This is a genomic window from Alteromonas sp. CH_MED4-4, from assembly GCF_037029575.1.
In the GTDB taxonomy this organism is placed as follows: Bacteria; Pseudomonadota; Gammaproteobacteria; order Enterobacterales; family Alteromonadaceae; genus Alteromonas; species Alteromonas macleodii.
In genome coordinates this window covers 1-12,913 of the sequence record NZ_JAYMEU010000006.1, presented here as the reverse complement: position 1 = coordinate 12,913, position 12,913 = coordinate 1, and the positions used below count along the sequence as shown (strand labels likewise).

At 43.8% G+C, this 12,913-nt stretch carries 15 protein-coding genes; 4 read left to right on the top strand and 11 right to left on the bottom strand.

What is annotated here, in order from left to right; all coding sequences use genetic code 11:
• Positions 1-5 precede the first annotated feature (5 nt).
• Together WA381_RS05875 and WA381_RS05870 are read right to left on the bottom strand one after the other, a co-directional pair.
• On the bottom strand, positions 6-1,181 hold the full coding sequence (locus WA381_RS05875; protein ID WP_156085697.1) for a hypothetical protein: 1,176 nt from the start codon (positions 1,179-1,181) through the stop codon (positions 6-8).
• Complete coding sequence (locus tag WA381_RS05870) at positions 1,178-1,651, bottom strand: hypothetical protein (protein WP_039226966.1); 474 nt, start codon at positions 1,649-1,651, stop codon at positions 1,178-1,180. Before WA381_RS05870 ends, WA381_RS05875 begins: the two co-directional genes overlap by 4 nt.
• 479 nt (positions 1,652-2,130) lie before the next feature.
• On the opposite strand from WA381_RS05870, the gene WA381_RS05865 reads away from it, so the two are divergent.
• Complete coding sequence (locus WA381_RS05865) at positions 2,131-2,862, top strand: 3-deoxy-D-manno-octulosonic acid kinase (RefSeq protein WP_061438902.1); 732 nt, start codon at positions 2,131-2,133, stop codon at positions 2,860-2,862.
• A gap of 98 nt (positions 2,863-2,960) precedes the next feature.
• Entirely contained in the window at positions 2,961-3,449 is a 489-nt protein-coding gene (gene coaD / locus WA381_RS05860) for a pantetheine-phosphate adenylyltransferase (RefSeq protein WP_061438900.1), read from the top strand.
• An 18-nt stretch (positions 3,450-3,467) separates the two neighbouring features.
• On the opposite strand, the gene mutM is transcribed toward coaD, so the two are convergent.
• The 9 genes from mutM to radC form a co-directional block, all read right to left on the bottom strand.
• Positions 3,468-4,277, bottom strand: a complete 810-nt coding sequence (mutM, locus tag WA381_RS05855; protein ID WP_061438898.1) for a bifunctional DNA-formamidopyrimidine glycosylase/DNA-(apurinic or apyrimidinic site) lyase — start codon at positions 4,275-4,277, stop codon at positions 3,468-3,470.
• Positions 4,278-4,742, bottom strand: a complete 465-nt coding sequence (locus tag WA381_RS05850) for a hypothetical protein (protein ID WP_039226967.1) — start codon at positions 4,740-4,742, stop codon at positions 4,278-4,280. It lies immediately after the preceding gene.
• A gap of 266 nt (positions 4,743-5,008) precedes the next feature.
• The gene (gene rpmG, locus WA381_RS05845; RefSeq protein WP_012516577.1) at positions 5,009-5,164 is read right to left on the bottom strand and encodes a 50S ribosomal protein L33; all 156 of its coding nucleotides are present in this window, start codon (positions 5,162-5,164) and stop codon (positions 5,009-5,011) included.
• Positions 5,165-5,175: 11 nt separating this feature from the next.
• A complete protein-coding gene (rpmB, locus tag WA381_RS05840) occupies positions 5,176-5,412 on the bottom strand; it encodes a 50S ribosomal protein L28 (protein ID WP_014947757.1) in 237 nt (78 codons plus the stop codon).
• A gap of 337 nt (positions 5,413-5,749) precedes the next feature.
• Positions 5,750-7,852 carry a YjbH domain-containing protein gene (locus tag WA381_RS05835; RefSeq protein WP_014977887.1) on the bottom strand — a complete coding sequence of 701 codons (2,103 nt, stop codon included), beginning with the start codon at positions 7,850-7,852 and terminating at the stop codon, positions 5,750-5,752.
• Positions 7,849-8,598 (bottom strand): capsule biosynthesis GfcC family protein, encoded by a 750-nt coding sequence (locus tag WA381_RS05830; protein ID WP_039236677.1) that lies wholly within the window; start codon positions 8,596-8,598, stop codon positions 7,849-7,851. The genes WA381_RS05835 and WA381_RS05830 overlap by 4 nt, the downstream gene beginning before the upstream one ends.
• Positions 8,598-9,287, bottom strand: a complete 690-nt coding sequence (locus WA381_RS05825) for a YjbF family lipoprotein (RefSeq protein ID WP_014947754.1) — start codon at positions 9,285-9,287, stop codon at positions 8,598-8,600. Before WA381_RS05825 ends, WA381_RS05830 begins: the two co-directional genes overlap by 1 nt.
• Before the next feature lie 94 nt (positions 9,288-9,381).
• Complete coding sequence (locus WA381_RS05820; protein ID WP_014947753.1) at positions 9,382-9,735, bottom strand: hypothetical protein; 354 nt, start codon at positions 9,733-9,735, stop codon at positions 9,382-9,384.
• A gap of 92 nt (positions 9,736-9,827) precedes the next feature.
• Positions 9,828-10,505: a RadC family protein gene (gene radC, locus WA381_RS05815; protein WP_014947752.1), complete on the bottom strand. Its 678-nt coding sequence runs from the start codon at positions 10,503-10,505 to the stop codon at positions 9,828-9,830.
• 209 nt (positions 10,506-10,714) lie between these two features.
• Here radC and coaBC point away from each other — a divergent pair, with 209 nt between their 5' ends.
• Both coaBC and slmA read left to right on the top strand, forming a co-directional pair.
• Positions 10,715-11,944 (top strand): bifunctional phosphopantothenoylcysteine decarboxylase/phosphopantothenate--cysteine ligase CoaBC, encoded by a 1,230-nt coding sequence (gene coaBC / locus WA381_RS05810; RefSeq protein WP_014977883.1) that lies wholly within the window; start codon positions 10,715-10,717, stop codon positions 11,942-11,944.
• A 115-nt stretch (positions 11,945-12,059) separates the two neighbouring features.
• Entirely contained in the window at positions 12,060-12,647 is a 588-nt protein-coding gene (slmA, locus tag WA381_RS05805) for a nucleoid occlusion factor SlmA (RefSeq protein WP_012516568.1), read from the top strand.
• Positions 12,648-12,913: the final 266 nt, after the last annotated feature.

Sequence of the window (12,913 nt, the reverse complement as noted above, 5' to 3'; positions counted from 1 at the left end):
TGCCCTTAAAACCAATACATCAATTGCACTGACCACATTTCCCAGTGCTTATCGGCATGAGACGCCACATCTAAGTTCAGTAAGCTCACTACCCTTGTCGCACCTTCAACCCAATGATACTCACCTTGAAGTCGCCACTTCGGTGCAATGTCCCAACGCAAGCCTAGGGTATATGTATCTTGGTAGCCAAAGTAGGCGGGGATCACGCCGCCTGTCATCGCCTCTAATTGCCTTCCGTCTCGATCTGACCTGTCGTTAATGTATGTGTCGTAGCCAATAAGACCACTTACATTGTTATTAAACAAATACCTAAACTGAACAAAACCGCCCTCGCCCGTGCGTTTAAAGGCAAAACCAGGGAAGAATAGCCCTTTGCTATCCTGGACTTCTCGAATTAGCTCAGCCGACACTTCCCAGTTTTCTGCAAAGTATTGCGCAGACAGCATAATACGCTCTATGTCTGCATTACCTGCAATACGGTTGTCATTCTGAGAAGGTGTGTATCTGAAATCAGAATTCAACCAACTGGCACCTAGTTTCCATGTCATGGTAGCCGGTTGCCAGAATACGCTGGCTTGATGAACAAAGTCTTGCTTGATGTCGCCTTTTGCTTCGTCGCCGAGTAAAAAATCTCGCTGGGAGTCGTTAATATTAGAGCGGCCGTAACTCCAGTTTAATTCCCAGATATTCTGAGTACCATAGTGTGAGAAACTGGTTTGGATACCGTTGCTTCCCAAAGCAACGTCGCGAAATCCGTCAAAGTACACAGACTGGGGAAGAACAGACGTGTAACGTGTTTGTGGCACATCTCTGGTCACTGAGTACAGCCAGTGGCGGTTTTTGAAGCGACCAATGTGGACTTGTCCTTGCCATTTACCGGGCAAGTCAGGCAATTTCCAGTCGATAAACAAATAATCTAAACGAGCGCCCTGCTCAAAACGATTCCCGCCGTCTAAATAATTAATTTGCCCGGCAACAGAGATGTTTTCCGCTATTCGATAGTAACCATTTAGCCCAACTTCGGTCAGCTCACCTGTTATTGCGTTATCGTCAGTTATAAAGTTACTTCCATGTGACTGAGTAACGCCTTGAGAGACATAACCATGCCACGAAAAATCTCCTTGTGAAGCAAGGACAGGCATGCTTATCATGCCAAACGCGAGAGCGATGTATTTATTCATTCTGTTCCTACCTCTACGCGTCTTAATTTCACAATTTCGGTATGTTCAACATAGCCGATAGCGCCTGTGGTACTTTCTAACGCCTCTATCAACGCTTGGTAAGACGTGACCCTAACGGGTGTAACGCCCTGCCCAGAATAGGTGATTTGATCCCATAGACGAGATAATTGATAAGGGAACATCTGAAGTACTTCACGACAAAACTGCTTGTGGAGCTCATCGTTATCTTGCAATACAAATACCGTGATTTTAGTACCATCGCTCCAATATTGACGATGGCCGGTAAATATCTGGCGAAGCTCAGAGCGGTTTAGCTCTGAAACCATGACACTCTCATTAACCATGACGTTTAGTTCTGCTGCGTGTGCTGCAGGCACGCCTGAAAACAGTGCAATATTCAGTAATAGCACCAGTCTAAATTGAGTATAAGCAAGAACAGTGGATAGCCATCGCAAAGCGGGCTTTTTCATTCAGTAACGACTCCCTGTTATTTCAAAGGAACACTTCGCAACGCTAAGTGTAGATAATAGTTGATAGTTTTACCTTACAATTAAGTAAATTAAGCGACAATTAGCTTGTAATGGTGCCCTGGTCTATCAACAGTATTTTTTCCTATTGTTCGTATCTTTTGGCATGCGCTAGGTGAAGCCTATTTGCTCGAGTATTACCTATTCGCGCCAAATAAATGCTTATTTTTCAGATAGAACTCTCCGGGCCGCCGCAATTTAACATGCTCATTCCAAAATGATGAATATGGTCAACGATACTCGCGTATGAGCATAACGACTTAGGTTTTTATACTTAAGACGTTGAATTAGATTCATTATTTCAACAAATAATCTTAGTACGTAAAAACTATGAGCGCGTAAACAGACTTTTTTACCTCTGAAACGCGGTCGTTGCTGAAAAACTAAAATAAATCATTAGAATAAAGAATTTACCATAAGTTGTGGGCGACATGGCGACAATACGACGAGACATAGGTGCTGGGCACCACTTTATTTTCGACGACACTTTAGTCAGTCATCCCAACGCGGAGATGTTTACCCCCGACTTTTGGCAGCTTCAAGACAAAATAACAGGTCAAGCCAAGGGACGTGGTACAACCATTTTCATTGAGCATGAGGGTCAGCGCTGGGTTTTACGCCATTTCAAACGTGGTGGCTTGGTGGGCAAAGTACTGAGCGACCAATATATGTTTATTGGTGTTGAGCGTTCTCGCCCGTTTGAAGAGTTCAGGCTGCTCGAATATATGCGAGCACAAGGTCTTCTTGTGCCTGTTCCTGTTGCGGCGCGTATACACCGCCGAGGCCTAATTTACCGCGGCGATTTAATTACTTTAAGTATTCCAAATAGCAAAGATTTACACCACGCACTGTGCGATAAACCACTGGATAAAGATGAGTGGTATGAGGTTGGCCGAGCGCTAGCAGCTATGCACAATTGTCAGGTGTACCATCATGATGCCAACGTTCGAAACATCATGATTGATAGCGATAAGCAAATTTGGCTTATTGATTTCGATCGCTGCGAGCAGCGTCAAGGTAACAGCTGGAAACAAGGTAATTTAGACCGTCTGCTGCGTTCTTTACATAAAGAGAAAGCGAAGAACCCTGTCTTTCACTGGCAAGAGAGCGACTGGTCAGCGTGTATGAATGGTTACCGCGAGGCAGTGAAGTAATAAAAGCACATGTGGTAAGCGGATTGGTATAAGCTAATAATGTGTTACATTAGCCACGTTGAACACATAAACCCTCTACAACGAAAAGATTCGACTTTATGCACACTAGAGCACTTTACCCTGGTACTTTCGACCCGATCACTAACGGTCATGCCGACCTTATTGAACGCGCATCTCAGTTATTTTCTCATGTGATTGTAGCGATTGCTTCTAACCCAAGTAAAAAGCCACTGTTTACGTTAGAAGAGCGCGTAGAAATGATAAAAAAAGTCACTGCTGACTTACCAAATGTTGAAGTAGTGGGGTTTACTGGTTTATTGGCTGATTTTGCTGACGAACAAAATGCCACAATTCTCATTCGTGGTTTACGCGCAGTTTCTGATTTCGAATACGAGTTTCAACTCGCAAATATGAATCGCCGTTTAAACCCAAAGCTAGAAAGTGTCTTTCTTACTCCTGCTGAGGAGAATTCATTTATCTCGTCCACCCTAGTAAAAGAAGTCGCTCTTCACCGCGGTGCAGTGAGTGGCTTTTGCCACCCAGTAGTTGAGAATGCTTTAAAAGACAGGCTGAGTAAGAAAGATTAAGCACCAATAGTAAGTGTATTAGCGTTGGCAGTGAGTACAGAAAAAGGTATTTCGCTGCCCAATAACTTTACTTTCAATGGCTTTGCCACACACTTCACAAGGCTCGCCTTTTCTCCCATACACATTCAAGTGCTGTGCAAAATACCCAGGCTTACCGTCGGTTTGCGCAAAGTCTTTTAATGTTGTGCCACCTTGTTCAATGGCTTTGGCCAATACTTGCTTAATGGTTGCAGTTAGCGACTGATAGCGAGCAGCGCTGATGTTGCCTGCGGCTCTTCGCGGGTCTATACCAGCTAAAAACAGTGCTTCGTTCGCGTAGATGTTTCCTACACCTACCACAATGGCGTTATCCATAATGAAGTTTTTAACGGGGCCTTTTCGATTGCGCGATAGTTTAAATAAGAGCTTATCGTCAAAGTCGTCTGTAAGCGGTTCTGGGCCCAAATTATTAAGCATGGCTATTTGCATATCAGGAGCCTGAAATAACACTGCGCCAAAGCGCCGTGGGTCGTTAAAACGTAAGCACTTACCTGTGTTTAAAACAATGTCTACGTGGTCATGCTTAATAATTGGTGTCGACGCATCGATAACGCGTAATTTACCCGACATACCTAAATGTAAAATTAACGTGCCTTTAGCTGTTTCAATAAGTAGATATTTAGCGCGGCGTTTTACAGCAATAACGCTCTGACCTTCAACGTTCGCTACCTCTTGTGGAATGGGCCAGCGCATTCTTCGCTCACGCACCACCACCTGCGTAATGGTATTGCCAATAAGATGTGGAGAAACGCCCAAACGGCTTACTTCAACTTCTGGTAGTTCAGGCATTTACAGTATCCAAGGTAAAAGATTATCAAGTTCGGTGTTGGTTAATGTGTACCAATTGTTTTCAAATTTGATCACAACAGGTGATGTATTCGGATAGATGGCGTAAACATTGCCGTTATTATTGCCTGCGAGCCATACTACGACGATGTAAGGCTGTACGTTGGTAATCGCTTCGGGTACGTCAGTGGCCGGCTCAAGCCTTGCCCGCTGCCAATGGGAAAACTGAACATCCGGCTTGATGGCGAGGACTGTATTTTGACCTGACTGGCGCCACTGCTGTCCAACTCGCTCTAAGCTATGGCCATCGTGCTCTATTTTTAACACATAAGCGTCTTCAGGTAGCAGGCTGCGAGATTGAACAACGTCCTTCTTAGGTACAAGACTGTCTAAGTTAAACAATGCAATCATGATAAGCATAGCAATAATGACCACGTTATTCATTGCTCGCTGAGAAATTCTAGCCACCTGACTTCCCGTTAAATATGAGTCCTGAAATTAGGAATATAGTAATACCTAGCCAATATATAAGCTAATTCAATTCAAAGAAAACCTAGGACCTGCTGGAAAAAAGTAAGTGGGAGAAAGCAGTGATCGCAAGACAAACTCAAGGGATCGTGGACAGTCGAATATGGGATCTGGTGGGATCGTGACGTGATGAAGTAGAAATATCTTCTTCAAAAAGCAAAAAACCCAGCAAGGGCTGGGTTTTCGTGGAGACAAAAGCAAGCTAATTACTTGATTTTGGCCTCTTTGAACATAACGTGCTTACGCACAACGGGATCATACTTTTTGATCTCCATTTTGCCAGGCATGTTACGCTTGTTTTTATCAGTAGTGTAGAAGAAACCTGTACCTGCTGAAGAAACTAGTTTAATTTTATCACGCATTGTCGGCTTCCTTAGATTTTCTCACCACGGGTACGGATGTCAGTTAGTACTGAATCAATACCTTTCTTGTCGATGATACGCATGCCTTTTGCAGACAAACGTAGTTTTACAAAACGGTTTTCGCTCTCAACCCAAAAACGGTGTGTTTGAAGGTTTGGCAAAAAGCGACGACGAGTCGCATTTCTTGCGTGTGAACGGTTATTACCAACCGTTGGACGCTTACCTGTTACTTGGCATACTCTTGACATTGTATTTGTCTCCAGAACAACGATAACTGTCGCGTCAGTTAATCCCAAGCGCTCAAACAGTGGTTGGGTCAAATGACGTATTACTATAAATTAGAGGGCGCATTTTATACAGCAAAGGCAGGATCATTTCAATAAGAAAGTACAAAAAGGTTACTTTTTGGCTTTTTTTTGCTCGAAAAACTACCAGCTCTCATTTTTCACGGCCCGTATTGTACTTTTCCCTAAGCGGTTAGGCTATGAATAAATACGCAATCTACGCTTTAATTTTATATTCGCATTGCAGCATCTAAGATACCCGTACGAGAATAAACGCCACGCGAACGCGGCGTATTACTATTTAATCAAAAAATGGTGACCTTATTTCAGTCATGTCAATCAAACGAGTGGGTCGACGCAGCATTTGACCGCCATCACGAGAAATCGGCACCCATGGGAATAATCCGCGACCTTTGGTAGGTTCTAACAAGAACAGATCTGTAGGTATGGAAATGTAGAAGCCTTTGGTGAAGCTTCCCTCGCCGTATTCTTCTGACGATACATCAGTGAATGCCGCATATGCACCAACTATGATACCGCTATCGAAACGCTTCGCATAATCGATATTCACGCCTTTATCTTTGGCTAAGAATTGTCCAGCACTTACGGTAATTTGCGTGTCGTCTAAGAATTCTGGCTGCCAATAGACACTAGCGTGTCCAGTGACCGCTGTGTAGTCTTCCAGACCTGTTTGACTGTAAGGATCGCGCTGTTTTACGTAAGCGATATCAAGTCCGTAAGCTAGATTACTATCAACGGGACGATACAGTATTTCACCGCCTACACCAGCAAACATGGTTTCTAGATAACCCGCGTACGCTTGAGCATAAAGGTCTTCTGCAATGGTGTCTTTGTAATGTAAGAATGTTGTATCTAGCCATACATCGTTTGCTGACACATATTCACGAACTCGAGTACGCACGCGAGGTAGCGACACTTCTTCGTTATCTACCAAGTAGTTAAACTTGTCGAAGTTATCTAGAAGCGTAACCCTGGCACTGCTCATGATTGCGAAGTTTTCGTTAAAGGCATAACCGCCGTTTAGCAATAATCCGGTTTGATACAGATAGAAATCTTCTGGGTTACCGAATGATTGGGTAAAGAAGAAATCTGCGCTGTAGTAGAAGCCAGATGTATTGGCAGGATCATAGGCGTCGAGCACTTCTTTTGAGGGTGATGTTCTGACGTAGGTTTCAGTGATATCTGCGTCAACAGATTCGTAACGCGCTGCTGCAATAAAGGCCTCGGCATCCACCTGCGTGTCTACTAAAGGAAGACCTGCGCGATTGTCTACTACATGATAGGTTTTTACGGAATCTGGAAGCTCTGAGGCCGCCACGCGACCAATTCGCTCAATGGCTTCATCCTGGTCACGATAGGCAACCTGTGTACCGTAAAACGTAGCGCTGTCCTCTTTAATTTCAGCATCAGACAGTACAAAGCCCCCCGACCGGTAAAGGTCGTTGTAAAGACGGGATTTATCAACATCTTTCACGTCTTGTGGCACCTTTCTTCCCATCAGGTTCTTAGGTGGTTCATCGAACTTTATTTGCGAAGCCGTATTCATATTAAAGCGATACGTAACGCCGAAACCAACGGTATTACCTCGTTGATAGTTCAACGTGAAATCGAAGTCTTTATAACGATACACTGCACCAACATTCCAACGAGAATCTTGCTCTAGCTGTCCAGCTCTGTCACGAGAATAGTCATTCCCTTCGAACTCAAGCTTTAGCGTTAGCGGCTCCCATGGTGTTTGGTATTCCACACCACCGAAAAATGCGGTTGTTCCTTTAAAAAACTGGTCGTAGTCTACCTTACCACCGCGGCCAGAGAAGCCCCCTGGGCGTTCACAGAAGCTGTCTTTAAGCTCGCAAAACGGGTTGCTGATGTCATCGGCTGTACCAAGATATCCCCAGCCTAAGCCAAGGTGAAAGTCGAATGGACCGATAGATTTACTGGCATTGACGTATTCACTTTCAAAAAAGCCTGTTCCACCAAAATCTCTGAAGCCGACACTGATATCTGGCAAATAGTAGCTTTCTTTCCATAATCTGAATTTAACGTCTAAGCCTTTATCTTTCAGCGTTTGATCACCACTGAATGATTCAACTTGACTATAAAGTCTTGTACGCACGTCAGTGTAACGGGCTGTTGCTTCCATCCAATCGTAAAGCTGAATGTTAACAGACCAGAAGCGATATTCGCCGTTGTCGGTATAGTTAATGGCCATTCCACCTTCGTCTCGCATACGAGCCGTTGGTGTTTGAATAAGACCATTTCCGCCCTGCACCATCTGCGAAGGAGTAACGCGAACTTGAGTATCAGCAAAAGCGGTAGAAGAAAGCGCGCTGCCAATTACAAGCGCGAGTGTTTTTTTCTTAGAAAGTAGTGGCGCACTCATTGAGGTAAAACCCTATGTACTGCTAAAGCGGCTACGCGCTCATTTAATTGCTTAAGTTTATTGCTAAAGAGTTCTGATGAGATAGGAACATAGACTTGGCTGCCCGGCATAAGCTGCCCAAAATCTAAATTCCAATAAGCAATACCCTTTTCTTCAATATTTCCCATTGGATCAATTACGTAGACATGACTTCTGTCGGCATCAACCGCTTTTTTCACCGTGTGAACAGCCGTATAAACCGACGTATCGCTTTGATGCTTGTACGCACCAGGCTTTACAACAGCGCCAGAGAAATGCACAACGTCAGGTCTTCCATTTAGTCGAATCCAGTATTTACCTGGCTGAAACATAGGGTTGTCTTCAAAAAACAACCTTGCTCGATTGTAGGAAATTGGCATGTCTATGCGTGTAGACACCGTCCATGAGCTTACCTGATCATAGAGATTTTGAAGGGCTTTATGTGTTTCAGAATCGGCATCAAATTGATTGAGCAGCCCGCTAATTTGAGATAGCGCTATCTCTTTCTCTTCTTCAGCTTTAGGGTTAGCTAAATCAAAAGCTGAAGCTGAAGGCCAGTACCAATCACCATTATCAGCGACAATGGACAGTACGCTTGATAGTCGTATCGGCCTGTCGAACTGATAGGTTTGCTTGTTTATCATGACACTAACAAGGTTATCATTTGCATATAACTTGGTAGCTGCAGTAAGGCCTAGGGCAATAAAAAGCGTATAGATATACTTCATTATTGCGTTGCTCCTTGTGTCTTCATCTCACGTACTACTCGGCTTAAATAAACCATATCGTAAACGTCTCCTTCAGGGCTGAACTGCTGCTTTGAGGCCAGAAGTTCCTTCGAGTATTTGTGCAAGAAATACGTGTTTTCCCACGACAACCCTACGTCGATAAATGGCGTGTATTCAGAAAATTCTACGGTTTCGATAACCTTAATTACCGGAACAGAAAAACCTAAATATTCGCGAGTTTCTTCCCCTTCTATTCGCCAAGATGAGTCAACCGGCACACCGTAACCTATGGAAGCAATATCAACTTTGCGTTTCCAATTGAATGGCAGAACATTGTTGGTGGCAAGCGGGTTGTGCTGAAGATTTCCCGTGTAGTATAGGTCGTGATCCAAACCTTCAGTTTTAACGATAATGCCATGGTGCATGGTGAAGATGACTTTATCACCAGATACCCACCGGTACTTTTCACCATCGATATACGCAAGGGCAAGCGAGGCTGCATCTCTTCCGCCCGCTTTAATTTGCATAAGATCAGCTTTACTAGCAGCAATCTCTTCAACGGTATAACTAACTGTTCTATCTTTTAGCGCGAGCTTCAGCGTGTTGTAATACGCTAGTGACGTGGTGGAACATCCGGAAAGAAAAAGGCAAACAACACCCGAAAGGGCAAATAAAGTGTGTAGTTTCATTAAAATGCGCCGACAAAAACTAAAAACAAATGAACTTTGCTATAAAAATAAAAAAAGCCGCTAAAAAAAGCGGCTTTTTCGAATACTCTTAAATTTACTGTACGGTCGGTGCGTAAGTAAATGTAACAGGTACGGTGATGGTTTTTGTTACAGAACCAGAGGTAGTTACAGTAACAGTTTCGGTTGTACCTACGCACACACCATCAACGATTTGGTCGTCACCTTCACAAGTAGGTTGACCTGGAGTAGTGCCGCCATTTCCTGGTGCATCAGCAGAGTTGTTGTTTACAACACCTGCAACGATACCCGCAACAACAACACCAGACGCGATCATACCGCCGCTTACGCCGCCGATGCCAGTAGTACCACTACCACCTTCACCGTCTTGTGCGTTAACGCCTGCAACCATAGTTGCAGCTGCAAATAATGCAATGATTGACTTCTTCATAACAGTCCTTTAATAAAATAACCCACTAAATCCTATGCTAAATCATTTTCAACCATTTGACTAGATTATAATCGACAAATGACTTAGATTTCTTATCTTAACAAGCCTCGCTGTGCGAATGAAACAGTTTCTTTATCACCAACCACAAAATGATCTAAAACTGGCACATCGATCGACGCCATTGCGCTTTTGATCTCTGCGGTTAATCTTATATCCGCATGACTAGGCTCAGCAACGCCTGAAGGATGATTATGAACCAAAATGATCGCGGCTGCATTATCGATCATTACTTGTTTGATCAATTCTCTTGGATAGACCGCTGCACTGTTTATCGTACCGTTAAACATAGTGCGAAAAGCAATAAGCTGATGTTGGCTATCAAGCATTAAAAGCGCGAACTTCTCACGTTCACAGTCTCTTAGCTTTGCCTGTAGATAACGTTTAGTATCATCTACATTATTAAAAACGTCCTGACGCTTCAGCTTTATTTCCAAATTGCGTTTAAATATTTCAAAGCCCGCCTGAAACTGCGCATACTTGCACGGTCCAACTCCCGTTATTTTGGCAAACCGTTCTTTCGTTGCTGTTACCACACCCCGTAAGCAGCCTAGCTCGTTGAGAAGTTCATGTGCAACAGACACAGCGCTTTTTCCTTTCACACCTTTTCCCAGCAAGACAGCGATGAGTTCAGCATCACTTAAGCTTTCAGCCCCGTGCTGCAATAATTTTTCTCTTGGCCTTTCATTCTTTGGCCATACTTTTATCGACATTCATCTAGCCCGACTATTCTATAAAAGGTTGTTTATAGATGAATGGTGACAAAGAAACGACTGTATAAAAGGCGGGTTTATTATTGATTTTTGACACCTGTAGGCACTGTTTACATGCCACTGTCGAAACAAGACCTACTTTCGTTCAGCTATCCGATTTTTTGTCACCATGGTAGGCTAACGCTAATTTCGAGATTTTGTGTTCTTCTATGTCTATTGCTAACAAAAATATTTTGCTAGGTGTTACTGGCGGGATTGCCGCTTATAAAGCACCTGATCTTGTGCGCAAGCTTACTGCGTTAGGCGCAAACGTGCGTGTGGTTCTAACAGACTCTGCTGCAGAGTTTGTTAGTTCATTATCACTTCAGGCCGTGTCAGGAAATCCAGTGCATCGCCAGCTGCTTGACCCTGCTGCCGAAGCCGCTATGGGGCATATTGAATTGGCAAAATGGGCCGATATCTTACTTATCGCTCCCGCAACTGCGAACACTATTGCCAAGCTTGCTCACGGTATGGCAGATGATTTGCTGACTACACTGTACCTTGCAACAACAGCGAAACTCTTTATTGCTCCTGCCATGAATCAGCAAATGTGGAAAGCGGTAGCAACAGAGCGCAACATCGATATTTTAAAAGAACATGGCGTAACCTTTATTGGCCCAGCAAGTGGTGAACAAGCCTGTGGCGATGTGGGTTCAGGTCGAATGGTTGAGCCTGTTGATATTGCCAATGTAATAAATGACGCAGAGAGAAACGCTTTATCCCTTTCTTCGTCGCTAATGGCGTTATCGGGAAAGAATATTACGATAACAGCGGGACCAACTAGAGAGCCTTTGGACCCTGTACGATATATTTCAAATCACAGCTCAGGAAAGATGGGGTTTGCCATCGCTCAGGCAGCAGCACTCGCGGGGGCAAATGTAACCTTAGTGGCAGGTCCTGTGTCGCTTGAAACGCCCGAACGCTGTGACCGTATTAATGTCACAACCGCAGAGGAAATGCTTAATACTTGTCAAACGCTTAGAGCCTCCACAGATATATTTATTAGTACGGCTGCTGTAGCAGATTACAAGGCCGTGAGCGTTGCCGACAATAAAATTAAGAAAACCGGTGATGAGTTAACACTTACTTTTGTTAAAAACCCTGATATTCTAGCAACTATATCCACCAGCCAAGACAGACCATTTTGTGTGGGCTTTGCGGCCGAAAGCCAAAATGTAGAAGATTATGCGCGCTCGAAGCTAGCCAAAAAGAAGCTAGACATGATTGCGGCTAACGATATTACTGCCGAGGGTCTGGGGTTTAACAGTGATAAAAATGCACTGCACGTAATATGGCAAGATGGTGATAAACGATTACCTGCAACCAGTAAAAGCGAGTTAGCGGGTCAATTACTTGCACTTATTGCAGAGCGTTACGCTTTAAACAATAAAAACTAACAGATGCTTATTAAGTGTCGATAATAAAAACGATAAATATAAACGCTTTGGTGTAAGCCAACTTAACATGGAGCCCGAGTTGCTATAACTCGGTAGCGGAGGAAATACTTTCGTCATGCCTGCTGTCAAAAAAACAAATCGCAGAGCTCAAATTCTGCAAGCACTTGCTGGAATGTTAGAAACCAGCCCAGGTCAACGTATCACTACTGCTAAATTAGCGGAAAAAGTGGGAGTGTCTGAAGCGGCACTTTACCGTCACTTTCCAAGTAAAGCGCGAATGTTTGAAGGGCTTATCGAGTTTATTGAAGAAACACTTTTCACGCGCATCAATAAGATTGTGAATGAAGAGAAAGACTCGCTTACGCGTTGTCAGCTTATTCTTCATCTTATTTTGGGCTTTGCTGAGAAGAACCCGGGTATTACTCGAATATTAAATGGTGATGCCTTAATGGGTGAACAAGACCGGTTGCGCGCGCGCATAGCAAAGCTTTTCGAGCGTTTAGAAACGCAGCTTAAACAAGTGCTAAGAGAGCGCAAGCTACGCGAAGGTAAAACCCTTTCTGCAGATGAAGCGATTATCGCCAACATGATGATTTGCTACACCGATGGCCGTATTAATGGCTTTATCCGCAGTGGATTTACGCGTAAGCCAACCGAGCAGTTCAATGAACAATGGGCTGCTTTCAAGCAAATGTTTGTTTAGAACCCAATTAAGTTACGACTAAGGCGCTTTCAAGCGCCTTTTTTATTGCCTGTTTCCCATTCTATATTGCATTGATACTTTTCAAAATTAATATGGAAAGTGCAATGAAATCAAATAGCTGCCGAGCACAGCCCTCAGCGTTCAAACATGCACATAATTCATTACTTCAGTCACTATCCATAAACTACATGACCCGTCCTAAGATAGGTTGACAGTTATTAGGCCAGCTCTCGAAGCTGGCCTTTTCTATTATGCACTGCGTTAGG

What these genes read in the sequence shown, in the direction of transcription:
- WA381_RS05820 (WP_014947753.1), bottom strand. Translation starts at nt 9,735, where the DNA reads ATGAAGAAGTCAATCATTGCATTATTTGCAGCTGCAACTATGGTTGCA.
- WA381_RS05870 (WP_039226966.1), bottom strand. Translation starts at nt 1,651, where the DNA reads ATGAAAAAGCCCGCTTTGCGATGGCTATCCACTGTTCTTGCTTATACT.
- WA381_RS05825 (WP_014947754.1), bottom strand. Translation starts at nt 9,287, where the DNA reads ATGAAACTACACACTTTATTTGCCCTTTCGGGTGTTGTTTGCCTTTTT.
- rpmG (WP_012516577.1), bottom strand. Translation starts at nt 5,164, where the DNA reads ATGCGTGATAAAATTAAACTAGTTTCTTCAGCAGGTACAGGTTTCTTC.
- WA381_RS05835 (WP_014977887.1), bottom strand. Translation starts at nt 7,852, where the DNA reads ATGAGTGCGCCACTACTTTCTAAGAAAAAAACACTCGCGCTTGTAATT.
- coaD (WP_061438900.1), top strand. Translation starts at nt 2,961, where the DNA reads ATGCACACTAGAGCACTTTACCCTGGTACTTTCGACCCGATCACTAAC.
- rpmB (WP_014947757.1), bottom strand. Translation starts at nt 5,412, where the DNA reads ATGTCAAGAGTATGCCAAGTAACAGGTAAGCGTCCAACGGTTGGTAAT.
- WA381_RS05875 (WP_156085697.1), bottom strand. Translation starts at nt 1,181, where the DNA reads ATGAATAAATACATCGCTCTCGCGTTTGGCATGATAAGCATGCCTGTC.
- coaBC (WP_014977883.1), top strand. Translation starts at nt 10,715, where the DNA reads ATGTCTATTGCTAACAAAAATATTTTGCTAGGTGTTACTGGCGGGATT.
- WA381_RS05830 (WP_039236677.1), bottom strand. Translation starts at nt 8,598, where the DNA reads ATGAAGTATATCTATACGCTTTTTATTGCCCTAGGCCTTACTGCAGCT.
- mutM (WP_061438898.1), bottom strand. Translation starts at nt 4,277, where the DNA reads ATGCCTGAACTACCAGAAGTTGAAGTAAGCCGTTTGGGCGTTTCTCCA.
- slmA (WP_012516568.1), top strand. Translation starts at nt 12,060, where the DNA reads ATGCCTGCTGTCAAAAAAACAAATCGCAGAGCTCAAATTCTGCAAGCA.
- radC (WP_014947752.1), bottom strand. Translation starts at nt 10,505, where the DNA reads ATGTCGATAAAAGTATGGCCAAAGAATGAAAGGCCAAGAGAAAAATTA.